We start from the raw sequence: 23,331 nt of genomic DNA on the forward strand, positions 1-23,331 counted from the left end.
ACCGTGATTTCCCTGAGCCATCGTCTCGCCGCGCTGGCCGAGGCCGGGCGCACCGGGGCCCTGCACGTCGGCGGTACACCGGGCGGAGTCGTCTATCTCGTCGCCGGCCGCATCACCTACGCCGAGTCCCCCGCCTGCCCGGGCATCGGCGAGCGGCTCGTCGGCTGCGGCCGGCTGTCGGCGGACCAGTGGCAGGCGGCGTACGAGGCGGGCCACGGCGCCCGGCGGGTCGGCCGGGTCCTGTTGCGCGCCGGGCATCTCGGCCACCACGAGCTCGCCAGCCGGGTAGTGGCAACCATCACTGCGGCGACGCACGCGTTGCTGCTGGGCGACGAGGCGCCGATGTGCTTCGTCCCCGGCGAGCGGCACTGGTTCGGCACCGTCGCCCAGGCCGACCTGGGCAATCTCGGTCCCGAGACGGCCCGGCGGCTGCGGGCCCGGCCCACTCCGCGCGGCCCGCGGTCGGTGCGGTGCCGGCGGTCGTCGCCGGTGCCCGGGTGAGCCATCGAGGACCATGACGCACACCGGGTGCGACTCGAGATCGCAGCGTGCCCGCAGGATGGCCCATTGTGACGGCGGGACGGACGAGCTCCCGCCGTGACGCATCCGGAAGCACCCGAAACCGTCGGCGGCGGGAACCCGCAGGCGGGAGCATCACTCGGCTGAGGAGAGATGTGCCCGGGGTCGAGAACTGTCTGCAGGAGGCCATGGCGATCCCCGGCGCGCTCGGCGCCAGCATCGTCGACTACACCACCGGCTACCCGGTCGCCACGACCGGAGCCGCACCCAACGAGGACCACGAGGCCGCGGCCGCCGGCACCGCCGACGTCGTGCAGGCCGCGCAGAGCCGGTCGCTGTTCGTCTCGGCCGTACCGCACGACCTCCTCGAGGACCTCATCATCACGACCGCGGGGGGCTACCACCTGCTGCGGCTCGTCCAGACCGACTTCGACAGCCGGCTGGTGCTCTACGTGTGGCTGGACCGGATCCGCGGCAACCTCGCCGTGGCCCGGCGGCGCATGCAGAGCCTCGCCGACGAGCTGATCGCGACCTGAGTGAGGAGTCCAGGTGAAGTCCCCGAAGTCCGCGGCACCCGGCCGCCTGCTCACGCAGGTCGCGGGCGAGCGGCGGACCGGCGCCCTGATCGTCGGCGGCCCGCCCGGCGGCACGGTCTACCTCGTCGACGGCCAGGTGACGTACGCCGAGTCGGCGGCCGCGCCGGGCGTCGGCGAGCTGCTGACCGCGTCCGGCCGGCTGGCGCCGCGGACCTGGCAGGCGGCGCTGGACGCCGGGACGGCCCAGGCCACGGTGGGGCAGCTGCTGCTGGCGCAGGGGCACATCACCCAGGGCGAGCTGGAGCTCTGCGTGCTCGGCGCGACGTACGACGCCGCGTACTTCGCGCTCTCGCCGGCCACCGCGCCGGTCGACTTCCTGGACGGGGCCACGCACTGGCTCGGCCCGGTGGTCCAGGTCGACCCGGCCGCCGTCACCCGCGAGTCGCGGCGGCGGGCGCGGCTGCTCGACGAGATCTTCCCGTACCCGCAGATCGACACGGCGGTGGTCATCCCGGTGACCCGGGCGCCGCGGGAACGGATCACGCTGACCGCCCCGCAGTGGGAGCTGCTCGTGCACGCCGACGGCCAGCGCACCCCGGCGGACCTGGCCCAGCTGCTCGGCCGGGCCGGTTACGCCACCATCCAGGAGCTGCGCCGGCTGGCGGCGGCCGGCCTGATCGAGCTGCCCGCGCCGAGGGAACGGGCCGGACCGGACTTCGTCCGACTGCCCCGGGCGAGGGGTACGGCGGTGGACGTCCAGCGGCCCGCACTTCCGGGTACGGACGGACCGACCGTACCCATCGTCACGGGCGCCCGGCCGGGCCTCGCCTCCGGTGACCCTCCCCCGCAGCAGCGCCAGCCGGACCCCGCCACCGCGAGCGGCACCGCCTACCGGGCACCGCGGCTGGCCCGGCGCAAACCGGGCGCCAAGCTCCCCAAGGAAGTCGCCGCCGAACCGGTGCAGACCCACCCCGGCACCGACGAAGTCCTGCTCAAACGGATCCGTACCGCGTTGCGAGCCCTGCGATGACGCGCGCCCCTCCCGCCCCTCGGCGGCCGACACCAGGAAGGAGATGCCGCGGATGACGGTGGATCCGGCGGTACTGACGGAGCTCGGCAACCTTCGCAGGAGGCTGCCCGAGCTGTCCGGCAGTGTCCTCGCCACCACCGACGGCCTGGTGGTCGCGCACGACGCCCACGGCATCGAGCCCGACAGCCTCGCCGCCCTCGCCGCCGCACACCTCGCCCTCGCCCGGCGCTTCGCGCACGCCGTCAACCACGGCGACCTGCGAGAGTCGGTCGTGGAGTGCGACGGCGGATACATCACCTCGTACACCGCGGGACCGAACTGCCTGCTCACCCTGGTCACCTCAGGGAACGCCAACCTGGGCCTGGTCCACCTCGAGGCCCGCCGCGCCGTACGCCGGCTGGTCAAGATCCTCGTCCTCGAGGTGCCGCCGGCCGTCCGGCCGGAGATCCCCACGCAGGCCGGCCCGCCCACGCCGCTCGCCCGGCGAACCCCGATGGCGACGCTGCAGAGCAGCATGCGTGGCCGCTGACTTAACCCCGCAACACCCCTACCCACCGTACGAAAATCTCGGAGGAACCTTCCCATGCCCGACATGGACACCGCACTCAAAGAGATCATGGACATCGACGGCTGCATCGGTGTCGCCCTCGTGGACCACACGAGCGGCATGGCCCTCGGCACGGCCGGCGGCGGCAAGGACCTCGACCTGACCGTCGCCGCGGCGGGCAACACGGACGTGGTCCGCGCCAAGCTGCGGGCGATGGAGATGCTCAACCTGTCCGAGAAGATCGAGGACATCCTCATCACCCTGGACACGCAGTACCACATGATCCGGCCGCTCACGAGCCGCTCGGGCAAGGGCCTGTTCCTGTACGTGGCCCTGCGCCGGGACCGCGCCAACCTGGCGATGGCCCGCCACCAGCTCAAGCGCATCGAGAACGACCTGGACGTCTGAGCGACGTGTCACCGGGGCGGGGAGGGCATCGGAGCCCTCCCCCGCTTCCTCGTGTCTAACCGCCGCTGTTCTCCATCTCGGCGCCCTCGGGCACGGTGTCGTCGTCGCGGCTGTCGAGCCAGCCGTACGGCAGCGAGACCTTGCCCGGGGCGTTGATCCGGCCACGCGGCTGACCCAGCGACTCGCGCGGGAACGGGACGTCCGCGTCGAGCTTGCCGAGCAGGTCGTCGAGCTCCGCGAGGGACGCCACCATCGCGAGCGAGCGGCGCAGGTCGCCGCCGACCGGGAAGCCCTTCAGGTACCAGGCGACGTGCTTACGGAAGTCGGCGCAGCCGTGCCTCTCGTCCTCCAGCGCCTCCACCAGCAGGTGGGCGTGCCGGGACATGATCGCGGCGACCTCGCCGAGGGTGGGCAGCTCCTGCGACGCGACGCCGGTGAAGGCCGCCTGCAGGTCCTTGAACAGCCACGGCCGGCCCAGGCAGCCTCGGCCCACGACGACGCCGTCGACGCCGGTGTGGGCGACCATCCGCATCGCGTCGGCGGCCTCCCAGATGTCACCGTTGCCCAGGACGGGAACGTCGAGGGCCTGCTTGAGGGTCGCGATCGCGTCCCAGTCGGCCGTGCCCGAGTAGCGCTGCTCCGCCGTACGGGCGTGCAGCGCCACCGCCGCGACGCCGGCCTCCTGGGCGATGAGGCCCGCCTCGACGTACGTCAGGTGGTCGTCGTCGATGCCCTTGCGCATCTTCACCGTCACCGGGACACCGGCGGGCGCGGCCGCCGCGACGGCCTGCGAGACGATGCGGCCGAACAGCTTGCGCCGCCACGGCAGAGCGCTGCCGCCGCCGCGACGGGTGACCTTGGGCACCGGGCAGCCGAAGTTCAGGTCGATGTGATCGGCGAGGTTCTCCTCGGCGACCATCCGCACGGCCGCCGCGGTCACGTCCGGGTCCACGCCGTAGAGCTGGAGGCTGCGGAAGTCCTCGTCCTCGGCGAACTGGATCATCTTCAGCGTCTTCGGGATCCGCTCGACCAGCGCCCGGGTCGTGATCATCTCGCACACGTAGACGCCGCCGCCCTGCTCCCGGCACAGCCGCCGGAACGCGACATTGGTGATGCCGGCCATCGGCGCGAGCACGACGGGCGGCCACACCTGATGCTTCCCCAGCGTGAGGGTCTTGTCGGAGAGTGCGAGAGTCACGCGGTCAAGAATCGCACAGTAGTTTCCAGGCATGGAAACCGTGCTGAGCCCCCGCCACCTGGTGGCCGTGTTCGAGAGTCCGGTCGCTGAGGCGCTGCTGCGTCTCGGTATCGAGGTCGGGTTCCGGTGCACGCTCGTGGAGCCCGATCCGACCCGGTTGCAGGGGCTGCCTCGGCCGCACGGCGACGCCTTCGTCGGTGACCTTGCCGCCGCGGGGGTGACCGGGCACACCGACATCGTGGTGACCGACCATCACCGGGGGGAGATCGGTGAGGTTCTCAAGGAGGCGCTGGCCACGGACGCGCGGTGGATCGGCATCATGGGCAACCCGAAGCACGAGGGCCCGCACGTCGCCGCCCTGAAGGAGCTGGGCGTGCCGGACGAGTCGGTCGCTCGGGTACACCGGCCCATCGGGTTGAACATCGGCAGCCGGACGCCGGCGGAGATCGCCCTGGCCACTCTCGCGGGGCTCATCGCCCATCGGAATGACCGGGCCGGCGGGTTCGCCTTCTGACGATTGGTTGCGGGGGGACGGTCGGGGGCCGGGGTGACCAAGACGGCTGGTGGGGCGTTTTATGCCGTTCTTGGTCACCCCGGCCCCCGACCTTGCCGGGTTTCCTGCTGCGGGTGGGTGGGTGGTTGCTCGCCGGCCCGTGCGTACTTCCGCCTGGCGTTCACCTTGCGGTTAGGGGTCTGGCTGCCGCGTTGGGGTCGCGGTTGGGGGGATCGTCGGGCAGGCCGGGGTGGGTGGGGGGTCAGGCGGACGTACCGCGCCGGTCGCTCATGGGGTGGGCCGCTGATCGAAGGCCTCGTAGATGCGTTGCGCGATCTCGAACGTCGGCTCGTCGAACAGGACGAGGCGGATGAGGTCTACCGGGGTTGGTTCGGTGTGGAGGGCGGTCAGGGCCTGGGTGACCGCGTCGTCCTTGGGCCAGCGGTAGACGCCTGAGGAGATCAGTGGGAAGGCTACTGACTGCGCGCCCAGGGTGGCGGCGAGCGTCAGGGACGTTGTGTAGCAGCTGCGCAGGAGGGGGGCGCGGTCTTCGTCGGTGCTGAAGACCGGGCCGACGGTGTGGATGACCCAGCGGGCGGGGAGGCGGCCGGCGGTGGTTGCTACTGCTTGGCCGACCGGGAGGCCCCGGCCGTAGTGGCTGGCGCGCAGGGCTCGGCACTCTTCCAGGATGGCGGGGCCTCCCCTGCGGTGGATGGCTCCGTCGACACCGCCGCCGCCCAGCAGGGAGGAGTTGGCCGCGTTGACGATTGCGTCCGTCTGCTCCGTCGTGATGTCACCGACGACCAGCTCAATGCCCACCGCAGTCTCCTAGGCGGGTGATGAGGTACTTGGGGGCCATCTCGCGGTAGCTGTCGGTGAGGAGTTGGGCGGTTTCGGTCCAGTCGGTGTGGTCACCCAGGAAGGCTCCGGCCACGTTGCGGCCCCAGTCGGCGCGGAAGAACGGGAAGCCGCTGCCGGTCAGACCGAGCAGGTCGTCGGCGGGTACGCGGAAGGTCATCAACGTCGGCGACTCGCCGGCGGTCAGACGTTCGGGGTAGGACAGCCGGCGGTCAGGGTCCGCCGTGTAGACGTGGGCGACCGTCCGCTTGCGGATGCGCCAGCGGACGCCGATCCAGGCCGGCTCCTCGTAGGCCTCCGGCAGCCCGCGGCAGATCCGTCGCAGCCGGTTCAGGATCTCCGGTGGTACGTCTCCAGGGGCGGACATGGGCCGACATTACGTCACCCGGCTGACAGCAGAACGCCGCCCGCGGCGGGCGGGCGGCGTTCTTGGTTCTCTTTGCTTCGGTCAGCAGCCGGGGAGGCGCTTGATCAGGTAGTCCTCGATGTGGTCCAGGGCGACGCGTTCCTGCTTCATCGTGTCGCGGTCCCGCACGGTTACTGCGTCGTCGGTGAGGGTGTCGAAGTCGACCGTGACGCAGAACGGGGTGCCGATCTCGTCCTGGCGGCGGTAGCGGCGGCCGATCGCCTGCGAGTCGTCGAACTCCACCGTCCAGCGCTTGCGGAGCAGGTCCGCCAGGCCCCGGGCCTTGGGCGAGAGCTCCGGGTTGCGGGAGAGCGGCAGCACCGCGACCTTGATCGGCGCCAGGCGCGGGTCGAAGCGCATCACCGTGCGCTTGTCGACGCCGCCCTTGGTGTTCGGCGCCTCGTCCTCGTCGTACGCCTCGAGCAGGAAGGCCAGCACCGCGCGGGTCAGGCCGGCCGCGGGCTCGATCACGTACGGGACCCAGCGCTCCTGCTTCTCCTGGTCGAAGTAGGACAGGTCGACGCCGGAGTGCTTGGAGTGGGTCGAGAGGTCGAAGTCCGTACGGTTGGCGATGCCCTCGAGCTCGGCGAACTCCGTGCCGCCGAACTTGAAGCGGTACTCGATGTCGACCGTGCGCTTCGAGTAGTGCGAGAGCTTCTCCTTGGGGTGCTCGAAGAAGCGCAGGTTGCTCTCGCTGAGGCCGAGGTCGCGGTACCAGTTCCAGCGCTGCTCGAGCCAGTACTCGTGCCACTTCTCGTCCGTGCCGGGCTCGACGAAGAACTCCATCTCCATCTGCTCGAACTCGCGCGTCCGGAAGATGAAGTTGCCCGGGGTGATCTCGTTGCGGAACGACTTGCCGACCTGCGCGATGCCGAACGGCGGCTTCTTGCGGGCGGCGGTCGCCACGTTGTTGTAGTTGACGAAGATGCCCTGGGCCGTCTCGGGCCGCAGGTAGTGCAGGCCCTCGGCGCTCTCGGTCGGGCCGAGGTACGTCTTCATCAGCCCGTTGAACATCTTGGGCTCGGTGAACGTGCCCTTGTTGCCGCAGTTGGGGCAGTTGAGCTCGCTCAGCGACGCGGGCGCGGAGCCGTGCTTGGCCTCCCACGCCTCCTCGAGGTGGTCGGCGCGGAACCGCTTGTGGCAGGACTGGCACTCGGTCAGCGGGTCGACGAAGGCCTCGAGGTGGCCGGAGGCGGCCCACACGTCGCGGGCCAGGATGACGGCGGAGTCGAGGCCGACGATGTCGTCACGCTGCTGCACCATGGTGCGCCACCACTGCCGGCGGACGTTCTCCTTCAGCTCCACGCCGAGGGGACCGTAGTCCCACGCCGAGCGGGTGCCTCCGTAGATCTCGCTGGAGGGGAAGACGAAGCCGCGGCGCTTGGCCAGGCTGACGACGGCGTCGATACGGTCGACGGGCATGTTCCTCCTACGCCGGCTGGTTTGTCGGCGGGGACAGAAAGGGCTGCGGACAAAAAGAGGAGATTACTCCTCGATACTGCACACCTCGAAACGGCCCGTCCGGCGGTTCTGCGTGAGGTACGCCTCGACCCGGTCGGTCGAGCCGTCGGCGTACGTGAGGTCGACGGGCGTGGAGAGGTCGACGAGGTTCAGGTCGCCCACGTCGTACCGGGAGATCGGCTCCTTCGCCGAGACCTGGCGGGTGAACTCGGCCTCGGTCTGGCGGTCCCTGGTCTCCTGGCACAGCATGTCGTACGCGCTGCCGTACCGCTTGTCGCGCACCGCGTCGAAGTAGTCGCCGACGACGACGTCCGCCTGCTCGTTGAGGGCGCTGGTGGCGACCGTGGCGAGGCCGACGGCGGCGGCCACGCCCCCGCCCAGGACCAGCACGAGCACGCCGGCGCCCACCCCGACGCCCAGCCCGACGCGACGGCCGCGGCCCTCGACGGGCGGCGCCGGGAACGGCGGGACCACGCCCGGGCCCTGCGGCGGCGGGGGTGCCTGGGTGGCGGTCATGCGATCAAGCCTACGGCTCAGCGCCAGGGTTCGGCGGCCCGGTCGCTGCCGTACGCCACGACCGCGGCACCGGGCTCGGCGGTGGCCAGCGTCTCGAACGCGGACGGCTCGTCGAGCGACTCGGACAGCAGCGGGGTGGCGTGCACCTTGACGTCGAAACCGCCGAGGGCGCGGCGGTAGGCTCCGACGGACTCCCATTCGGTGACGAGGGTCCAGTAGGCGGGGTCGTCCAGTGCGCGGGTGAGCCGCCCGGAGGTGTATCCGGTGCTCGCCGCGAGGGCGGCGAGGGCGGCGTGCGCCCGTTCGACGAACGAGTCCTGCGTGTCCGGCGGGACGACGAAGCGGTTGAGCACCAGCATGACGTGAGCGTACGCACACCCCCAGGAGACCGACGTGACCCCGTCCCCGTCCGAGAACCTGCTGCGCAGGCTCGCCGGCGTGAACCCGACGACCGCGTTCATCGCCGCCCTGGTGGTGTTCCTCGCAGGCCTGTTCCTGCCCGGCATCGTCGGGGCGGCGCTGCTGGTCGCGCTGGGTGCCGCCCTGGCCGCGCTGACGTTCACGACGTGGCCGGTGCAGCCGCCGGCGCTGCGCACCGTACGGGTGATTCTGCTGGCACTGCTCTTCGCGGCGGCGGTCGCCAAGGCGCTCTGACGCATGCGCTTTTGACAATCATTACCAATACCGAGCATTGTGGTGCTATGCCGATCCGCCGCGTCCTCGCCCTCACCGCCACAGCGCTCGTGCTGGGCGCGACGGGGGCCTGCTCCGACAAGGCCAGCGGATCCAGTGACGGCCGCTTGGACGTGGTGACCGCGTTCTACCCGCTGCAGTTCCTGGCCGAGCGGATCGGCGGCGACGCCGTGCACGTGACCCAGCTGACCAAGCCCGGCGCGGAGCCGCACGACGTGGAGCTCAGCCCGCGCCAGGTCGGCGGGATCGACGACGCCGGGCTGGTGGTCTTCCTGAAGGGCTTCCAGCCGGCCGTGGACGACGCCGTCGAGCAGGAGGCGAAAGACCGGGCGTTCGACGCCGGCTCGGCCGTCGAGCTGCTGGCCGCCGAGGAGCACGAGGACGAGCCCGGTGAGGAGGAGCACGCCGAGGCCGCCGGTGGCGCCGACCCGCACGTCTGGCTCGACCCGGTGCGCTACGCCGCCATCGCGGACAAGCTCGCCGAGCGGCTCGCGCAGGCCGACCCCGGGCACGCGGCGGCGTACGCGGAGCGCGCCGAGACCCTGCACCGGGAGCTGGACAAGCTCAACGGCGAATACGCGGCCGCCCTCAAGACCTGCCAGCGCCGCGAGCTCGTGACCAGCCACGCCGCCTTCCACTACCTCGCCGACCGCTACGGCCTCACCGAGATCGGCATCACCGGCATCTCCCCCGAGGCGGAGCCCTCCCCCCGCCGCCTGGCGCGGGTGGCCGAGAAGGCGAAGGCCACCGGCACCACCACGATCTTCTTCGAGAAGCTGGTCAGTCCCAAGGTCGCCGACACCATCGCGCAGGAGGTCGGGGCGAGGACGGCGGTGCTGGATCCGCTCGAAGGTGTGAGCGAGCCGGGAGCGGACTACTTTTCGGTCATGCGCGCCAACCTGACCGCCCTCACCGCCGCCCTCGGGTGTGCCGCGTGAGCGCCGTCGCGGTGCGCCACGCCGGGGTCGCCTACAGCGGCCGCACGGTCCTGCGCGACGTCACGCTCGAGGTGAGCACCGGCCAGGTCGTCGCCATCCTGGGCGCGAACGGCTCCGGCAAGTCGACCCTGATCCGCACGATCCTCGGCCTGGTCCCGCTGGCGTCCGGCGAGATCGACCTCTTCGGTACGCCGCAGCGCCGCTTCCGCGAGTGGGCCAGGATCGGTTACGTCCCGCAGCGGATGGGCGCCGGCAGCGGCGTACCGGCCACCGTCGGCGAGGTGGTGGCCTCGGGGCGGCTCGCCCGCCGCGGCGTCTTCCGGCCCGCCCGCGCCACCGACCGGGCCGCGGTCCGCGCCGCGCTCGAGGACGTCGGGCTTCTCGACCGCATCGCCGATCCGGTCGCCACCCTCTCCGGCGGCCAGCAGCAGCGCACCCTCATCGCCCGGGCCCTCGCCGGGCGGCCGGACCTGCTCGTGCTCGACGAGCCCACGGCCGGTGTCGATGCGGCGAGCCAGGACGCGTTCGCGGCCGCGCTGAGCCGCTTCGGCGCGCGCGGCGGCACGATCCTGCTGGTGGCGCACGAGCTCGGCCCGCTGGAGCCGCTGATCGACAAGGCCGTCGTCGTGCACGACGGGCGGATCGCGTACGAGGGGGCGGTGCCGGAGCCGGCCGGGCACCACGCCGAGCCGGGCCACGACCACGTCCACCCGCACGCCGAGCCGGAGAGCGCCCGGATCTGTGTGTCCCCCACCGATCGGATGCCGGCGAACTAGCCATGGACCTCTTCCAGCACGACTTCATGCTCCGGGCGCTCGTGGGTGCGCTCATCATCGGGCTGTCCGCCCCGGCGCTCGGGATCTACCTGGTGCAGCGCCGGCTGTCGCTGATCGGTGACGGCATCGGGCACGTGGCGCTGACCGGCGTCGGCGTCGGGTTGCTGCTGCAGCGCTCCCCCGTCATCACCGCCGTCGTCGTGTCGGTGCTCGGTGCGATCGCCGTGGAGCTGGTGCGCGAGCGTGGGCGTACCTCCGGGGATCTGGCTCTTGCCCTGCTCTTCTACGGCGGCATCGCGGGCGGTGTGGTGCTCGTCGGGCTGTCGAAGGACAGCGGCAACGCCAACCTGATGCAGTATCTGTTCGGCTCGCTGACCAGCACGTCCCGCGGCGACCTGACGGTGATCGCCGTCCTGGGCGTCGCCGTGCTCGTCGCGATGCTGGGACTGCGGCCGGCCCTGTTCGCCGTCTGCAACGACGAGGAGTACGCGCGGGTGTCCGGCCTCCCCGTGCGTACCCTCAACCTGCTGATGGCCGTGACCACGGCCGTGACCGTCACGATCGCCATGCGCACCGTCGGCCTGCTGCTGGTCAGCGCCATGATGGTCGTGCCCGTCGCGGCGGCCCAGCAGGTCACCCGCGGCTTCCGGGGCACGATGGCGACGGCGATGGCGATCGGGGTGACCGCCGCGGTGGCCGGCGTCGGCGTCGCCTGGGAGGCCGAAACCGCGCCGGGGGCGACTATCGTGATCCTGGCGATCGCGGCGTTCCTGGCGCTCACCGTGGGCGCGGCGACCTGGCGGATGCTGCGCGGCCGCATCGCGGCGGAGCGCGCGGCCGACCACGCCGAGCCCCCGGACGTCGTGCTGGAGGAGGTTGCCCGATGAGCGCGGACGCCGTGCCCGGGGAGGCGGCCGGTTACGAGTCGTACGAGGCGGCCGCCGAGCTGCTGCGGGCGCTGTCCGCACCGATCCGCGTCGCGATCGTCGCCGAGCTGGGTGCCGGCGAGCGCTGCGTGCACGAGCTGGTCGAGAAGCTGGGCGCGCCGCAGCCGCTGGTGTCCCAGCATCTGCGGGTGCTGCGGGGCGCGGGCGTGGTCCGGGGCGCCCGCAGTGGACGCGAGATCGCATACTCACTCGTGGACGAACACGTCGCCCACATCGTCGCCGACGCCGTGAGCCACGCGAGGGAGGTCTCGTGACCGACGAAGGAACCCTGGTCCGCAACACGCGGCAGCGCACCGCGGTGCGCGACCTCCTCGCCGACTGCGAGGGCTTCCACAGCGCCCAGGACCTGCACGCCATCCTGCGGGAACGCGGCGAGCGGGTGGGCCTCACCACCGTCTACCGGACGCTGCAGGGCCTCGCCGACGCCGGCGAGATCGACGTCATGCGGCCACCCGGCGGGGAGCACCTCTACCGCCGCTGCAGCCAGGGCCACCACCACCATCTCGTCTGCCGGTCCTGCGGCCGCACGGTCGAGGTCGAGGGCCCCGCGGTGGAGACCTGGGCGGACCGGGTCGCCGGCAAGCACGGCTTCATCGACGTCTCCCACACCATGGAGATCTTCGGTACGTGCCCGGAGTGCGCGACCAAGCGCGGCTGATCTCCTCGTGGGATCCTGGCCCGCGTGAAGATGTACGCCGACCGGCTGCCCACCGCCGTCCGCCAGCTGCTCACCGACATCCTCGTGGTCGTCTGGGTCTACGCCTGGATCCGGGCCGGGCTGTGGGTGCACGACATGGTCGAGAAGCTCGGGGTGCCCGGGCGCAAGCTCGAGGAGGCCGGCACCGGCATCGCCGGCAACCTGCAGGACATCGGCGGCCGGGTGGGGCGGGTGCCGCTGGTGGGCGACGAGCTGACGTCGCCGTTCTCCAGCGCGGCCGGCGCGGCGAACAACCTGGCCGAGGCCGGCCGCCAGCAGCAGGAGATCGTCGGGGACCTGGCGCTGACCATCGCGCTGCTGCTTGTCGCGGTGCCGCTGGCGCTGGTGCTCTTCCTCTGGCTGCCGCTGCGGCTGCGCTGGATGCGCCGCGCCGGCGTGGCAGCCCTGGTACTCGAAGAGCCGGCCGGCCGCGACCTGCTCGCGTTGCGCGCCCTGGCGAGCCGCCCCCTCGACCAGCTGGCCAAGCTCGGGCCGGACATCGCGCAGTCGTGGCGCAACGGCGACGCCGCCGCCGTCGACGCGCTGGCCGAGCTGGAGCTGCGGGACCTGGGACTCAGGCCCGCGAAGGCACGTTAGGCTCGGCCGCCTCCTCGGCGAACCGCTCGTCCTCCTCCTCGGAGTCCTCGTCGAGCCAGTTGCGGCGGGCGAACGGGATCGCGGCCCAGAAGGTGAGGAAGAACGCGCCGGTCACCACGGTGAGGACCACGGCCACCCAGATGTTCAGCAGGTAGTCGGTGATCAGCATTACGCTGCTGACCATCGAGACCAGCATGAACGCGAGGCCGCCGGTGGCCATCCGGTGTGCGTAACGGACGAGTTCCGGCTTGCGGCCCTGGCGGAACAGCGCGCGGTGGAACGCCACCGGAGAAATGATCATGGCGGTGGCGAACGCGGCGGTGATGAGGGCGACCAGATACGTGTCGCGCTGGAAGTCGGTCGTCTTGCCGAAGCCGTTGCTGAACGGCAGGGTCAGCAGGAAGGCGAAGAGGATCTGCACACCGGTCTGGGCGACGCGCAGCTCCTGGAGCAGGTCCCCGAAGTTGCGGTCCCAGCGCTGCTTCTCCGTCTCGTTCTTCATCCGGCGCTTCTCGGCGGCCATCTGGTCGTCCCCTCCCCGTCACCTGGGCGCCGCATTCCCGTTCCCGGACAGCGTCAAACGCCGATGCGCGCCAGGGTGACCTCGGCCAGCGCGTGCGGCGCCTCCTCGGGCACCCAGTGGCCGATGCCGCGCAGGGTGACCAGGCGGTAGTCGGCCTCGACCCAGGCGGCGGTCGCCTCCGCGGCCGACTTGCCGACGACCGGGTCGGCGTCGCTCCACACGTACGTGGTGGGCACGCTGATCTTCCCGACGTCGGCGAGCTGGCCGCGGGACAGCGCCCGGTACCAGTTCAGGGTCGCGGTGAGGCGGCCCGGCTCGGCCATCGCCCGCGCGTACATCGCGGCGCGCGGCCCGATCTGGCGCATCATCTGCCGCAGGACCGCGCCGTCGCGGGCGAGCAGCAACCGCTCGGCGAACGAGGCACGAAAGACGCCCATGTACGCGAACCGCAGCTTCTGGGACAGCTGGTTGCTCAGCGCGTCGGCCATCGCCCGCGGGTGGGGCACCGAGATCGCGGTGAGCGTACGGACCCGCTGCGGGTGCCGGGCCGCCAGCAGCCACGCCACCTGCGCACCCCAGTCGTGGCCGACGACGTGCGCCTGCTCGACACCGAGCGCGTCCAGCACCGCCACCGCGTCCGCTTCCGCCTCGGCTAGCCGGTAGTCGGCGACCGCGGCGGGGCGGGCTCCCGGCGAGTAGCCGCGCTGGTCCAGGGCGTACGTCCGCAGCCCCGCCTCGTGCAGCCGCGGCAGGATCAGGTCGAACTCGCGGTGGTCCTGCGGGAAGCCGTGCAGCAGGAGCACCGGCGCGCCGCCCTCCGGCCCGTCCGCGACCACGTCGAAGGTGAGCCCGCGGGCCTTGATCTCCATGTGACGCCTCCTACGCTGTTCGGCACGCCGTACCGGGTGTTAGCGTCATCGAAACACATGCAACTTCATCCGACAGGGGAGCGCAAAGCGCTGAGAGTGCGGCGTAACACCCGCAGACCCTCGAACCTGATCTGGGTAATGCCAGCGCAGGGAGCTCGGTCTTCTCCAGCCGCGCCACGTCCGGGTCCGCCCGGTCCGTGGCGTGCGTCTCCTCCCGGTTTCCCTGGGAGGGATACATGAAGGGTCACGTCCCCTACTGGCGCACGATCGACATCGTGATCGCCTCGGTCATCGCCGTCGCGTTCGGCGTCATCTTCTATGCCTGGAACTTCCTCTGGAGCGCCACCGAGGGCGCGTTCAGCTTCTTCCCGCCGGCCCAGACCGTGCTGTACGGCGTCTGGCTCATGCCCGCCGTGCTCGCCGGCCTGATCATCCGCAAGCCGGGCGCCTCGCTCTACACCGAGACGGTCGCCGCGATCATCTCGGCGCTGCTCGGCGCGAAATGGGGCGCGATGGTCATCCCGCAGGGCCTCGTCCAGGGCCTCGGTGCGGAGCTCGCCTTCGCGCTGCTGCTCTACCGCTCCTGGAAGCTGCCGGCCGCCCTGCTCGCCGGGGCCCTGACCGGCCTCAGCGCCGCCCTGTTCGACTTCTTCGCCTGGAACTCCGCCTACGACCTGTGGGACTACCGCATCCCGTACGCGGTGATCACCGTCGTCAGCACCACGATCGTCGCGGGCGCGGGCAGCTGGGCGCTGGTCCGGGCACTGGCCCCGACCGGCGTCCTCGACCGGTTCGCGGCCGGCCGGGACCGGGCCCTGGTCTGAGCCATGGCGGAGGTCGTCCTGCGGGACTTCGGCTGGCGGCACGCGGGGCGCCGGTCGTGGGCGGTCCGCGGCGTCGACCTGCGCATCCGGCACGGCGAGCGGGTGCTCCTGCTGGGTCCCTCCGGGGCGGGCAAGAGCACCCTGCTGGCCGCGCTCGCGGGCCTGCTGCCCGAGGACTCCGGCGAGTCCGAGGGCACGGCCGAGATCGACGGGCTCGACCCCCGCAAGAGCCGCGAGGGCGTGGGCCTGCTGTTCCAGGACCCGCAGACCCAGCTCGTGATGGCCCGCAGCGGCGACGACGTGGCGTTCGGCCTCGAGAACAGGGGCGTGCCGGCGGGCGAGATCTGGCCGCGGGTCAGTGACGCCCTCGACCGGGTCGGCTTCCCGTACCCGATCACCCGCCGGACCGGCGCCCTCTCCGGCGGCGAGCAGCAACGCCTGGCGCTCGCCGGCGTCCTGGCCCTGCGCCCCGGCCTGCTGCTGCTGGACGAGCCGACCGCCAACCTGGACCCGGCGGGCGGGGACCTCGTGCGCGAGGCGATCACCCGGGCCCGGGACCGCGACACGACGCTGATCCTCGTGGAGCACCGGGTCGAGCAGGCCCTGCCCCTGGTCGACCGGGTGGTGGTGCTCGCGCCGGGCGGCGGGGTCGCCGCCGACGGCGCCCCCGAGCTGGTCTTCGCCGGTCACGGCCCCGCATTGGCGAACCAGGGGGTCTGGGTGCCGGGCTTCCCGCTGCCCCGGCACCGGGCCGTCGCCCCACCGGCCGATTCCCTGGTACGCGCGGAGGCGGTCGCCGTGCACCGCCGCCTGCCGCGCGTAAGCATCGACGCCCACGCCGGCGAGGCGCTCGCCGTGACCGGCCCGAACGGCGCCGGCAAGTCCACGCTGGCCCTCGTGCTCGGCGGCCTGCTCGCCCCCAGCTCCGGCCGGCTGACCGCTTTCGGCGACACCAGGCCCCCGCACCGGTGGCGCGCCGCGAAGCTGACCCAGCGGATCGGCTCGGTGTTCCAGAACCCGGAGCACCAGTTCGTCACGTCCCGCGTCGCCGACGAGCTCGCGCTGGGGCCCCGGCGACTGGGCCGCCCCGCCGCGGAGGTCCGGGCCACAGTGGAGGACCTGCTGGGCCGGCTCCGCCTGACGGCGCTGGCGGACGCCAACCCGTACACGCTCTCCGGCGGCGAGGCCCGCCGCCTCAGCGTGGCGACGGCCCTGGCCACCGCCCCCCGCCTGCTCGTCCTCGACGAGCCGACCTTCGGCCAGGACCGCGGCACCTGGATCGACCTGGTCGCCCTGCTGGCGCGGCTGCGCGACGAGGGCCACGGCATCGTGGCGGTCACCCACGACGACGCCTTCGTGGCATCGCTGGCCGACCGCGTCCACGACCTCCCGGGGAGCCGGCGGCAATGACGCTCGCCCTGGAACCGGTCGCCGACCCGACGGCGCCGCTGGCCCGGCGCAACCCGGTGGCGAAGCTGGGTGCGGCGTTGCTGTTCGCCCTGCCGCTGATCGCCACCCTCGACCCGCTCACCCCCGCCCTCGCCCTCGCGGTGGAACTGGCCGTGCTCCCGTTCTTCGGCGTCCACTACCGCGTCCTCGCCCGCCGCGCCTGGCCACTCGCCCTCGCCGCCGGCGGCATCCTGGTCACGATGGTGCTGTTCGCCGCCGACCGCACCGGCCCCCTGCTCGTGTCCCTCGGCCCGTTCGCCGTCACCACCGGGGTCGTGGCGGACGCGCTGGGCCTGGTGCTACGCGTCTTCGCGGTAGCGCTGCCGGGCATCATCGTCTTCGCCACCACCGACCCGACCGACCTCGCGGACGCGCTGGTACAGAACGCGAAGGCGCCGGCCCGCTTCGCGATCGGCGCGCTCGCCGCCTTCCGCCTCATCCCCATGCTCACCGAGGAATGGCAGATGCTGGCCCTGGCCCGCCGAGCCCGCGGCATCGACGCCGGACGCAACCCGCTGGCCAAGCTGCGCCTGTTCGCCTCGACGGCGTTCGCGCTGCTGGTCGGGGCGCTGCGCCGGGGAGGGCGGTTGGCGACGGCGATGGACGCGCGCGGCTTCGACTCGGGGGTGCCGCGCACGTACGCCCGGCGCCAGCGCTTCGGCCCGGCGGACACGGCCCTGCTGGTGGCCGCGGCCCTCCTGGCGGGCGCGGCCCTGACCACGAGCATCCTGACCGGCTTCTTCCACCCGATCCTCGGCTAGGAACGACGGCGAAGCGTTCGGTATACCTCCTCCGAGTGCGAACATACGGAGGCGTCGTGACGAAGAGCCTCGTCGACCTGGATGACGAGGCACGTGCGGCCAGCGACACCGTCCCAACTGTCGCGGCCACAGAGCCCGGACATCAGTCACTCCCCTTAGAGCCCTGGACCGTTTGGCAGGCCACGTCTCAGTGCGCGCTTCTGTCGAGATGAGTTCGTCAACAGTTTCCGCGGAGGGTCTCGTTCGCCTTTCCGCCGTAATCGGCGTCGGCCGCCGCGCTGGTCCGGTGGGACAATGGCCGCTGATGGGATGACGCCGCCGTATTCGCGGTCGGATGGCGACCTTTTTCTGGCCGCAAGATTTGCCCGGCACGATGCGCGGCTGTCGCGTCCGGCGGGTGGTGGTGGTCCGGCGGCTGGCGCCTGTTGCGCGGCCGCCGTCTCGAGTCGGTGCTCCGCTGCGCCGGCGCTGGGCACCTTGCCGTTTGCAGGTGCGGTGCCTCGCCCCGGGGTCGTCGTCTTGTTCTGGCCTGTCCGGCTGGTCGGGATGATGAGTTGAGCTACCCGGATACGTCATGCTGGGCGACGCTCCGCGGCGCCGATCACCGGGGAACGAGTCGCCGGGGCAGACGTCGCTGAGGTGCGAACCACCAGGACGCGGATCGCCGGGGCGGACATCACTAAGGTGCGAATCGCCAGAACGCGGATCGCCGGGGCGGACATCACTAAGGTGCGAATCGCCAGAGCACGGATCACCGGGGCGGACGCCGCTCACGCGCGGATCACCAGAGCACGGATCACCAGGGCGGACGCCGCTCACGCGCGGATCACCAGAGCACGGATCACCGGGGCGGACATCACTGAGGTGCGAATCGCCAGGGCGAGGGCCGCGGGGGCGGAGGTGATGAGGGCCGGGCTGCGGGTTCGCGGTCTCGTGTGGCCGGCGCAAGCGCCGGGAATGACGCCGCACCAAGCCCCACGAGCGGTGCCGCGCATGCTCGCGCCGGAACTCTTCAGCGGCCGGCGAATAATTGCGACGCAGCGTCCGGTCCCGCACATTCTTCGTGAGGAACAATGCGAGCTGCGTCATTTCCCTATTGTCTCAGGCGCCCCTCATGATCCACAAATATGACCGCCCGTATTTCATATCAAGAAATGATTCGTGGTCGACTGGATGATCCGCTGGTACGGCCTTGCGAAACAGTTATAAGAAACTGAGGTCGAGCGCGTTGATCTGCCGCAGAGAACGCGCGCTCCGCTCACGACAGGCTGTCACCATGCGTGATGAAGTCCACCAGAAGTGAGCCAGAGCCCGGTCGAAGGCTCATCGCGACGCCGACCTTGAGCAGCAGATCTCCGCAGTGACCGGGCAGCGGATGTACTGGGTGGCGGACCCCGGCAGCATCGACCGAGGCCTTCAACGCAGGGCTCAGTGGGCGGCGCAGCAGGGGTCGGGTTGCGGGTCTCGAACGGCACCAGCAAGTTGCCGCCCGCCGGCGTGGTCACCAACACGAGGGTTCCGTCGCGCCACGGGGGGGCGAACGGAACCGTTCGTTCGGATCACCGCTGACGCCTCCGCCTCGTGGCCCCCCGAGCACCTCGACTCGGCCTGTCGCGTTGAGCCGGCAGGTCTCCGCTACCGTCAGGTCACCGACCAGCTTCTCCACGCCCGGCAAGCCCGGGGCAGCTCGTACAGCCCTGGCGGCTGCTCACCGCGAATCCAGGCTGCAGGCCACGTGCGGTACCGGCTCGCGGACCAGGTGCGTGCAGGCCAGCACGGGTGCCGGGTCGAGCCCGGCGACCCGGTGCTGGCCGTGGCCGTGTCCGGATGGCCGACGCTCACGGCGACGACGGTACGGGTCACCGGGCAGGACTCCGATGGGGCGGCCCCGGCCCCGGGGAGCCCGGCCGAGCGGAGGAAGCCGCGGCGAGATACGTCTTCGGCGACGGCTCGCTGTCGGGCACGCCTGGATCCAGGAGGGGCGTGACGTCGCCCTGCGACTGCTCGTGGTGAAGATCATGACCCATGACGGAGAATCCCGCGGGCCGCGCTCAACGCTCGGTGTCGCCGCGTGGCCGGTGAGCGAACCCGGGCGAACCGGTGCCACCATGGGGCTCATGCTGGTTGCCTTCTCCGTCACGCCCCTCGGCGTCTCCGAGTCCGTCGGCGATCTCGTCGCCGAGGCCGTCCGGGTGGTGCGGGCCTCGGGCCTGCCGAACCGTACCGATGCCATGTTCACCACCGTCGAGGGCGAGTGGGACGAGGTCATGGCCGTCGTCAAGCAGGCCGTGGACGTCGTCGCCGCGCAGGCGCCGCGGGTCAGCGTGACCCTCAAGGCCGACGTGCGCCCCGGCGTCACCGGTGCCCTCGACGCCAAGGTCGAGCACGTCGAGCGGCGGCTGGCCGAGCGGTGAGACGACTGGTCATGTGGGACATCGACTACACCCTGCTGCGGGGTGGCGGTGTCGCCGCGCGCGCCTGGAAGGCCGCCTTCACGGAGGTCACGGGGCTGCCCTGGACGGCCACGCCGAGCTTCGGGGGGCGTACGGACCTGGACATCTGCGCCGAGGTCTTCGCCGTGCACGGGGTCACGGACTGCACACCCGAACGGTTCTTCGCCCGCTATGTCGAGCAGGTGCACGCGTCCCGCCACCAGTTCGCCGAGCAGGGCGCGCTGCTGCCCGGGGTGCGGGCCGTCCTCGACGAGCTGGGCACCCGCGACGACGTCGTCCAGACGCTGGTCACCGGCAACGTGCCACAGGTCGCCGCCGCGAAGATCGCGGCCTTCGACCTGGCCGCGGCGTTCGATGCGGAGATCGGCGGCTACGGCACCGACGACAGCGTCCGGGCGACCCTCGTCCGCCGATGCCTGCAGCGCGCCGAAGCCAAGTACGGCGAGACGTTCCAGCCGGTGGTCATCGGCGACACGGCCAACGACGTCTCGGCGGCACTGGCCAACGACGCCCTGGCGGTCGGCGTGGCGACGGGCGGCACGACCATGGCGGAACTCGTGCTGGCGGGCGCCCACGCCGTCCTCCCGGATCTCTCCGACGTGAACGCCGCGGTGGCCGTCATCACCGCCTGACACCCACGGCTTCCCGACCGCCTTGCACCGGGCCGGTAGCCGTCACAGCTGACGGCTCGGGCATCCGAGCGCCTTGCACGTGGCCGCTGACCGTCAGGGCAGGCGCAGGTGGGGCGGGAAGCCCGTCCAGTGCAGCTCCGGCGGCAGGTGTGCCATGTCGTTGAAGACCAGCAGCGCGGGTGGCCGGTCCGTGGAGTAGCGGATCACGGTCAGGGCGCAGTTGGCCGCGTTGAGGCCGATCCAGCGTTCCGGCGGGGCGCCGAGCGCGTCCCGGACGAACCAGGCGACCAGGAAGGCGTGCGTGACGACCAGCTCGTGCGTCTCGGTCGCGGCCGGGCGGGCGTACCGGGCCAGCGCCTGCGCCGCGAGGCGCGGACCCGACTCGAGCTCCTCCTCCGTCCAGCCCTCCAAGGTGGGCGGCATGGGCTGCGGGACGTACGGCACGTAGTCGCCCACGACCTCGGACGGGACACCGGGGTCCTTGAGGAAGACGGCGGTCTCGGCGGCACGCTGGAGCGGGCTGTGACTCACGGTCGCGAACGGCACGCCCGCCAGCCGTCGGGCCAGGAGCCGGGCCTGCTCGCGTCCCGTGTCGGTGAGACCTTCGCCCTCGACCGCGTCGCCGTGCCGTGCCAGGTAGACGTAGCGGGCCGTCACCGAGGGGCGATCGGGTTGGGGATCGCCCCGCCGAAGCGCCGGTCGCGCTGGGCGTAGAGCTCGCACGCGTACCAGAGGTGGCGGCGGTCGAAGTCCGGCCAGAGCGTGTCGAGGAAGACCAACTCCGCGTACGCCGACTGCCACAGCAGGTAGTTGGACGTGCGCTGCTCGCCGGACGGGCGCAGGAACAGGTCCACCGCCGGCACCTCGGGGTGGTAGAGGTACTTCTGGATGGTCTTCTCGTTGACCCGGTCGGGCCGCAGCTTGCCGGCCGCCACGTCGCGGGCGATGGCCGCCGCCGCGTCGGCGATCTCGGCCTGGCCGCCGTAGTTGACGCAGAACTGCAGGGTCAGGGTCTTGTTGCCACGCGACATCTCCTCGGCCGTCTGCAGCTCGGAGATGACGCTTTTCCACAGCCGCCCGGCCCGGCCCGACCAGACGACGCGCACGCCGAGGTCGACGAGCTGGTCGCGGCGGCGGCGGATCACGTCGCGGTTGAAGCCCATGAGGAAGCGCACCTCCTCCGGCGACCGCTTCCAGTTCTCCGTGGAGAACGCGTACGCCGAGAGGTAGGGGATGCCGAGCTCGATCGCGCCCTCGATGGTGTCGAAGAGCGAGAACTCGCCCTGCTCGTGCCCCTTGGTGCGGGACAGGCCGCGCTCCTTGGCCCACCGGCCGTTGCCGTCCATCACGATCGCCACGTGCTTCGGGACGGCCTCCTTCGGCAGCGCCGGCGGCCTGGCGCCCGAGATGTGCGGCGTGGGCGGACGTGTCACTGAGAGATCTCCCGTCGATCGGTGGCGGTGGAGCGGTCGGCGAGCGGCGGATCGCCGGCGGCGGGCAGGTGCTCGGTGCGCGGGGCCGGCGGTGGCTCGCGCCGGTCGACGAGCGGCAGGGCGCGCAGGTTGCGTTCCATGTGCCACTGCAGGTGGGCGGCGACCAGGCCGCTGCATTCGCGGCGCACCGGCGGCTCGGCGGCGTCGGCGAGCTGCCAGTCGCCGTGGGTCAGGGCCAGCATCAGGGCGACCGTGGCGGGGGCCGGGTGCGCCGCGCCGGGCGGGCGGCAGTCGGGGCAGACCGAGCCGCCTGCCGGCACCGAGAACGCGCCGTGCTGCCCGGGTGTGCCGCAGACCGCGCACTCGGCCAGCGCCGGCGCCCAGCCCGCGTGGGCCATGCCGCGCAGCAGGTAGGCGTCGAGGACCAGGCTGGTGGCGTGCTCACCGACCGCGAGGGCCTTGAGTGCACCGAGGGTGAGCTGGAACAGCCGCAGCGACGGCTCCCGCTCGACCGGCGTGAGGCGCTCGGCGGTCTCGGCGATCGCGCTGGCGGCGGTGTAGCGGGGGTAGTCCTCGAGGAACCGCTTGCCGTAGAGCGCGACGCCCTCCACCTGGCTGATCGAGTGCAGGCTGCTGCCGACGCCTTCCGGGGAGCCGGCGAGCTGGAGGTCGACGTGGCCGAAGGGCTCGAGCCGGGCCCCGAAGCGTGAGGTGGTGCGGCGCACGCCGCGGGCCACGGCGCGCAGCCGGCCGTGGCGGCGGGTCAGCAGGGTGATGATCCGGTCGCTTTCGCCGAGTTTCTGCACGCGCAGCACCACCGCGTCGTCGCGGTAGAGCTGGCGTCGGTATCCGGCGGGCACCCCGACATTCTGCCCCGTGGGTACGACAGACCCTGACCCGGATCTCAGGGTCTTCTCGGGGGCGGGTGGGTGGAGGGACCGATGGCGCCGGGCGTACCCGGGCTCATAGCGTTTGCCCCATGACCGCGAGACTGACCGCACTGACCCTGGTCGCCGCCGCCGCGGCGACCGTCCTCACCGGTTGTGACCAGGGCCTGGGCGGCGCGAAGCTGACCTACGACGACACCGAGAAGGTGAAGGTCACCGAGATCGTGGTGTCCGGCGCCAGCGGAGAGATCTCGGTGCGGACCGCGCCGATCGCCGAGACGCACATCCGGCGGATCGTGCGCAGCGACGGCTCCGACCCCGGGGCGTCCTACCGGCTCACCGGCACCAGCCTCGCCGTCGACACCAGCTGCGGCGCCGGCTGCCGGGTCTCGTACGAGATCGAGGCGCCCACCGGCGTCGCCGTCCGCGGCAACCTGACCTCGGGCGGCCTGAACCTCACCAAGGTGGGTTCCGCCGACGTGTCGGTGACCTCGGGCGAGATCGTCCTGGAGCAGATCTCCGGCGAGGTCAAGGCCGGCGCCCGCTCGGGCAACATCGTGGCGCGCGGGCTCACCGGTCGGGCGACGCTGACGGCCACCAACGGCAACATCGAGGGCACGGAACTGACTGGCGGCGGCGCGGTGACCGCGCAGGCGACCTCGGGCAACATCGACCTGCAGCTGCTGCAGCCCGCCTCGGTGACGGCCCGGGCGTCCAGCGGCAACGTGGACCTGACCGTGCCGCCCGGGTCGTACCGCATCGCGCAGCAGGTGCGCTCCGGCGACTTCGAGTCCGACATCCCCTCGGACCCGAGGGCGACGAATGTGCTCGACGTGCGTACCAGCAGCGGCAACGTCTCCATCGTCAGCCGCTGACGCGG

General features: G+C 72.0%; 31 protein-coding genes and 1 riboswitch. Of the genes, 20 read left to right on the forward strand and 11 right to left on the reverse strand.

All coding sequences use genetic code 11. The features are described 5' to 3' along the window. Nucleotides 1–3: 3 nt before the first annotated feature. From AB0J80_RS09640 to AB0J80_RS09660, 5 genes are all read left to right on the forward strand, one after another. Nucleotides 4–501, forward strand: coding sequence for a DUF4388 domain-containing protein (locus AB0J80_RS09640; protein WP_364702494.1), 498 nt, complete (start codon nt 4–6; stop codon nt 499–501). A gap of 173 nt (nt 502–674) precedes the next feature. After that, nucleotides 675–1,055, forward strand: coding sequence for a hypothetical protein (locus AB0J80_RS09645; RefSeq protein ID WP_364702496.1), 381 nt, complete (start codon nt 675–677; stop codon nt 1,053–1,055). A gap of 13 nt (nt 1,056–1,068) precedes the next feature. After that, complete coding sequence (locus tag AB0J80_RS09650; RefSeq protein WP_364702499.1) at nt 1,069–2,085, forward strand: DUF4388 domain-containing protein; 1,017 nt, start codon at nt 1,069–1,071, stop codon at nt 2,083–2,085. A gap of 52 nt (nt 2,086–2,137) precedes the next feature. Continuing rightward, nucleotides 2,138–2,614 carry a roadblock/LC7 domain-containing protein gene (locus AB0J80_RS09655; protein WP_364702502.1) on the forward strand — a complete coding sequence of 159 codons (477 nt, stop codon included), beginning with the start codon at nt 2,138–2,140 and terminating at the stop codon, nt 2,612–2,614. Between the two features lie 54 nt (nt 2,615–2,668). Further along, complete coding sequence (locus AB0J80_RS09660; RefSeq protein ID WP_364702505.1) at nt 2,669–3,040, forward strand: hypothetical protein; 372 nt, start codon at nt 2,669–2,671, stop codon at nt 3,038–3,040. 55 nt (nt 3,041–3,095) lie between these two features. Here the strand turns inward: AB0J80_RS09660 and dusB are convergent, their stop codons facing one another. Further along, complete coding sequence (gene dusB / locus AB0J80_RS09665) at nt 3,096–4,238, reverse strand: tRNA dihydrouridine synthase DusB (RefSeq protein ID WP_364702507.1); 1,143 nt, start codon at nt 4,236–4,238, stop codon at nt 3,096–3,098. 31 nt (nt 4,239–4,269) lie between these two features. On the opposite strand from dusB, the gene AB0J80_RS09670 reads away from it, so the two are divergent. Further along, on the forward strand, nt 4,270–4,752 hold the full coding sequence (locus AB0J80_RS09670; protein ID WP_364702508.1) for an XdhC family protein: 483 nt from the start codon (nt 4,270–4,272) through the stop codon (nt 4,750–4,752). A 267-nt stretch (nt 4,753–5,019) separates the two neighbouring features. Here AB0J80_RS09670 and AB0J80_RS09675 read toward each other — a convergent pair whose 3' ends face one another. The 5 genes from AB0J80_RS09675 to AB0J80_RS09695 form a co-directional block, all read right to left on the reverse strand. Further along, nucleotides 5,020–5,550, reverse strand: a complete 531-nt coding sequence (locus AB0J80_RS09675; protein WP_364702510.1) for an O-acetyl-ADP-ribose deacetylase — start codon at nt 5,548–5,550, stop codon at nt 5,020–5,022. Continuing rightward, nucleotides 5,540–5,956 carry an MmcQ/YjbR family DNA-binding protein gene (locus AB0J80_RS09680; RefSeq protein ID WP_364702512.1) on the reverse strand — a complete coding sequence of 139 codons (417 nt, stop codon included), beginning with the start codon at nt 5,954–5,956 and terminating at the stop codon, nt 5,540–5,542. Before AB0J80_RS09680 ends, AB0J80_RS09675 begins: the two co-directional genes overlap by 11 nt. Nucleotides 5,957–6,037: 81 nt before the next feature. Beyond that, the gene (locus tag AB0J80_RS09685; protein WP_364702514.1) at nt 6,038–7,417 is read right to left on the reverse strand and encodes a glycine--tRNA ligase; all 1,380 of its coding nucleotides are present in this window, start codon (nt 7,415–7,417) and stop codon (nt 6,038–6,040) included. A gap of 63 nt (nt 7,418–7,480) precedes the next feature. Beyond that, a complete protein-coding gene (locus AB0J80_RS09690; RefSeq protein ID WP_364702516.1) occupies nt 7,481–7,972 on the reverse strand; it encodes a hypothetical protein in 492 nt (163 codons plus the stop codon). 17 nt (nt 7,973–7,989) lie between these two features. Continuing rightward, the gene (locus AB0J80_RS09695) at nt 7,990–8,331 is read right to left on the reverse strand and encodes an antibiotic biosynthesis monooxygenase (protein WP_364702518.1); all 342 of its coding nucleotides are present in this window, start codon (nt 8,329–8,331) and stop codon (nt 7,990–7,992) included. Between the two features lie 34 nt (nt 8,332–8,365). Here AB0J80_RS09695 and AB0J80_RS09700 point away from each other — a divergent pair, with 34 nt between their 5' ends. Genes AB0J80_RS09700 through AB0J80_RS09730 form a run of 7 tightly spaced genes read left to right on the forward strand, consistent with a single transcriptional unit; the run spans nt 8,366 to nt 12,620 of the window. After that, a complete protein-coding gene (locus AB0J80_RS09700) occupies nt 8,366–8,626 on the forward strand; it encodes a DUF6703 family protein (protein WP_364702519.1) in 261 nt (86 codons plus the stop codon). Nucleotides 8,627–8,673: 47 nt separating this feature from the next. Next, nucleotides 8,674–9,603, forward strand: coding sequence for a metal ABC transporter substrate-binding protein (locus AB0J80_RS09705; RefSeq protein ID WP_364702520.1), 930 nt, complete (start codon nt 8,674–8,676; stop codon nt 9,601–9,603). Next, the gene (locus AB0J80_RS09710; RefSeq protein WP_364702522.1) at nt 9,600–10,379 is read left to right on the forward strand and encodes an ABC transporter ATP-binding protein; all 780 of its coding nucleotides are present in this window, start codon (nt 9,600–9,602) and stop codon (nt 10,377–10,379) included. Before AB0J80_RS09705 ends, AB0J80_RS09710 begins: the two co-directional genes overlap by 4 nt. A 2-nt stretch (nt 10,380–10,381) precedes the next feature. Continuing rightward, on the forward strand, nt 10,382–11,266 hold the full coding sequence (locus AB0J80_RS09715; RefSeq protein WP_364702525.1) for a metal ABC transporter permease: 885 nt from the start codon (nt 10,382–10,384) through the stop codon (nt 11,264–11,266). Then, nucleotides 11,263–11,580, forward strand: a complete 318-nt coding sequence (locus AB0J80_RS09720) for a metalloregulator ArsR/SmtB family transcription factor (protein WP_364702528.1) — start codon at nt 11,263–11,265, stop codon at nt 11,578–11,580. Before AB0J80_RS09715 ends, AB0J80_RS09720 begins: the two co-directional genes overlap by 4 nt. Next, nucleotides 11,577–11,984 (forward strand): transcriptional repressor, encoded by a 408-nt coding sequence (locus AB0J80_RS09725; RefSeq protein ID WP_364702531.1) that lies wholly within the window; start codon nt 11,577–11,579, stop codon nt 11,982–11,984. Before AB0J80_RS09720 ends, AB0J80_RS09725 begins: the two co-directional genes overlap by 4 nt. Before the next feature lie 30 nt (nt 11,985–12,014). Continuing rightward, nucleotides 12,015–12,620, forward strand: coding sequence for a hypothetical protein (locus tag AB0J80_RS09730; RefSeq protein ID WP_364702632.1), 606 nt, complete (start codon nt 12,015–12,017; stop codon nt 12,618–12,620). On the opposite strand, the gene AB0J80_RS09735 is transcribed toward AB0J80_RS09730, so the two are convergent. Together AB0J80_RS09735 and AB0J80_RS09740 are read right to left on the reverse strand one after the other, a co-directional pair. Then, entirely contained in the window at nt 12,598–13,122 is a 525-nt protein-coding gene (locus AB0J80_RS09735; protein ID WP_364702534.1) for a DUF6328 family protein, read from the reverse strand. The two genes, AB0J80_RS09730 and AB0J80_RS09735, sit on opposite strands and share 23 nt — an antisense overlap. Before the next feature lie 74 nt (nt 13,123–13,196). Continuing rightward, the gene (locus AB0J80_RS09740) at nt 13,197–14,012 is read right to left on the reverse strand and encodes an alpha/beta hydrolase (protein ID WP_364702536.1); all 816 of its coding nucleotides are present in this window, start codon (nt 14,010–14,012) and stop codon (nt 13,197–13,199) included. A gap of 64 nt (nt 14,013–14,076) precedes the next feature. Continuing rightward, nucleotides 14,077–14,183, forward strand: a riboswitch (TPP riboswitch). A 65-nt stretch (nt 14,184–14,248) separates the two neighbouring features. Here AB0J80_RS09740 and AB0J80_RS09745 point away from each other — a divergent pair. The 6 genes from AB0J80_RS09745 to AB0J80_RS09770 all read left to right on the forward strand — a co-directional run bounded on the left by AB0J80_RS09745 (nt 14,249) and on the right by AB0J80_RS09770 (nt 20,131). Beyond that, nucleotides 14,249–14,836: an ECF transporter S component gene (locus AB0J80_RS09745; RefSeq protein ID WP_364702539.1), complete on the forward strand. Its 588-nt coding sequence runs from the start codon at nt 14,249–14,251 to the stop codon at nt 14,834–14,836. Nucleotides 14,837–14,839: 3 nt separating this feature from the next. After that, the gene (locus tag AB0J80_RS09750; protein WP_364702542.1) at nt 14,840–16,246 is read left to right on the forward strand and encodes an ABC transporter ATP-binding protein; all 1,407 of its coding nucleotides are present in this window, start codon (nt 14,840–14,842) and stop codon (nt 16,244–16,246) included. Continuing rightward, nucleotides 16,243–17,046: an energy-coupling factor transporter transmembrane component T gene (locus AB0J80_RS09755; RefSeq protein WP_364702544.1), complete on the forward strand. Its 804-nt coding sequence runs from the start codon at nt 16,243–16,245 to the stop codon at nt 17,044–17,046. Before AB0J80_RS09750 ends, AB0J80_RS09755 begins: the two co-directional genes overlap by 4 nt. 729 nt (nt 17,047–17,775) lie before the next feature. Next, nucleotides 17,776–18,177, forward strand: a complete 402-nt coding sequence (locus tag AB0J80_RS09760; protein WP_364702635.1) for a pentapeptide repeat-containing protein — start codon at nt 17,776–17,778, stop codon at nt 18,175–18,177. 986 nt (nt 18,178–19,163) lie between these two features. After that, nucleotides 19,164–19,460 carry an MTH1187 family thiamine-binding protein gene (locus AB0J80_RS09765; protein ID WP_364702547.1) on the forward strand — a complete coding sequence of 99 codons (297 nt, stop codon included), beginning with the start codon at nt 19,164–19,166 and terminating at the stop codon, nt 19,458–19,460. Beyond that, nucleotides 19,457–20,131 (forward strand): haloacid dehalogenase-like hydrolase, encoded by a 675-nt coding sequence (locus AB0J80_RS09770; protein WP_364702550.1) that lies wholly within the window; start codon nt 19,457–19,459, stop codon nt 20,129–20,131. Before AB0J80_RS09765 ends, AB0J80_RS09770 begins: the two co-directional genes overlap by 4 nt. Nucleotides 20,132–20,224: 93 nt before the next feature. Here the strand turns inward: AB0J80_RS09770 and AB0J80_RS09775 are convergent, their stop codons facing one another. The 3 genes from AB0J80_RS09775 to recO are packed head-to-tail and all read right to left on the reverse strand — an operon-like array spanning nt 20,225 to nt 22,424. Continuing rightward, the gene (locus tag AB0J80_RS09775; protein ID WP_364702552.1) at nt 20,225–20,788 is read right to left on the reverse strand and encodes a histidine phosphatase family protein; all 564 of its coding nucleotides are present in this window, start codon (nt 20,786–20,788) and stop codon (nt 20,225–20,227) included. Continuing rightward, a complete protein-coding gene (locus tag AB0J80_RS09780; RefSeq protein WP_364702555.1) occupies nt 20,785–21,564 on the reverse strand; it encodes an isoprenyl transferase in 780 nt (259 codons plus the stop codon). The genes AB0J80_RS09775 and AB0J80_RS09780 overlap by 4 nt, the downstream gene beginning before the upstream one ends. Then, nucleotides 21,561–22,424 (reverse strand): DNA repair protein RecO, encoded by an 864-nt coding sequence (gene recO / locus AB0J80_RS09785; RefSeq protein ID WP_364702558.1) that lies wholly within the window; start codon nt 22,422–22,424, stop codon nt 21,561–21,563. The genes AB0J80_RS09780 and recO overlap by 4 nt, the downstream gene beginning before the upstream one ends. Nucleotides 22,425–22,543: 119 nt before the next feature. Between recO and AB0J80_RS09790 the strand changes: the two genes are divergently transcribed. Further along, nucleotides 22,544–23,326, forward strand: a complete 783-nt coding sequence (locus AB0J80_RS09790) for a DUF4097 family beta strand repeat-containing protein (protein ID WP_364702560.1) — start codon at nt 22,544–22,546, stop codon at nt 23,324–23,326. Nucleotides 23,327–23,331 lie beyond the last annotated feature (5 nt).

Origin of the sequence: Actinoplanes sp. NPDC049548 (assembly GCF_040676695.1) — a bacterium.
GTDB lineage: Bacteria > Actinomycetota > Actinomycetes > Mycobacteriales > Micromonosporaceae > Actinoplanes.

Bases quoted from the DNA above. Each gene is read 5' to 3' on its own strand.
- AB0J80_RS09790 (WP_364702560.1), top strand. From the start codon at position 22,544: ATGACCGCGAGACTGACCGCACTGACCCTGGTCGCCGCCGCCGCGGCG.
- AB0J80_RS09755 (WP_364702544.1), top strand. From the start codon at position 16,243: ATGACGCTCGCCCTGGAACCGGTCGCCGACCCGACGGCGCCGCTGGCC.
- AB0J80_RS09735 (WP_364702534.1), bottom strand. From the start codon at position 13,122: ATGAAGAACGAGACGGAGAAGCAGCGCTGGGACCGCAACTTCGGGGAC.
- AB0J80_RS09750 (WP_364702542.1), top strand. From the start codon at position 14,840: ATGGCGGAGGTCGTCCTGCGGGACTTCGGCTGGCGGCACGCGGGGCGC.
- AB0J80_RS09660 (WP_364702505.1), top strand. From the start codon at position 2,669: ATGCCCGACATGGACACCGCACTCAAAGAGATCATGGACATCGACGGC.
- AB0J80_RS09685 (WP_364702514.1), bottom strand. From the start codon at position 7,417: ATGCCCGTCGACCGTATCGACGCCGTCGTCAGCCTGGCCAAGCGCCGC.
- AB0J80_RS09695 (WP_364702518.1), bottom strand. From the start codon at position 8,331: ATGCTGGTGCTCAACCGCTTCGTCGTCCCGCCGGACACGCAGGACTCG.
- AB0J80_RS09740 (WP_364702536.1), bottom strand. From the start codon at position 14,012: ATGGAGATCAAGGCCCGCGGGCTCACCTTCGACGTGGTCGCGGACGGG.
- AB0J80_RS09765 (WP_364702547.1), top strand. From the start codon at position 19,164: ATGCTGGTTGCCTTCTCCGTCACGCCCCTCGGCGTCTCCGAGTCCGTC.
- AB0J80_RS09690 (WP_364702516.1), bottom strand. From the start codon at position 7,972: ATGACCGCCACCCAGGCACCCCCGCCGCCGCAGGGCCCGGGCGTGGTC.
- AB0J80_RS09720 (WP_364702528.1), top strand. From the start codon at position 11,263: ATGAGCGCGGACGCCGTGCCCGGGGAGGCGGCCGGTTACGAGTCGTAC.
- AB0J80_RS09680 (WP_364702512.1), bottom strand. From the start codon at position 5,956: ATGTCCGCCCCTGGAGACGTACCACCGGAGATCCTGAACCGGCTGCGA.
- AB0J80_RS09655 (WP_364702502.1), top strand. From the start codon at position 2,138: ATGACGGTGGATCCGGCGGTACTGACGGAGCTCGGCAACCTTCGCAGG.
- AB0J80_RS09670 (WP_364702508.1), top strand. From the start codon at position 4,270: ATGGAAACCGTGCTGAGCCCCCGCCACCTGGTGGCCGTGTTCGAGAGT.
- AB0J80_RS09730 (WP_364702632.1), top strand. From the start codon at position 12,015: ATGTACGCCGACCGGCTGCCCACCGCCGTCCGCCAGCTGCTCACCGAC.
- AB0J80_RS09715 (WP_364702525.1), top strand. From the start codon at position 10,382: ATGGACCTCTTCCAGCACGACTTCATGCTCCGGGCGCTCGTGGGTGCG.
- AB0J80_RS09705 (WP_364702520.1), top strand. From the start codon at position 8,674: ATGCCGATCCGCCGCGTCCTCGCCCTCACCGCCACAGCGCTCGTGCTG.
- AB0J80_RS09745 (WP_364702539.1), top strand. From the start codon at position 14,249: ATGAAGGGTCACGTCCCCTACTGGCGCACGATCGACATCGTGATCGCC.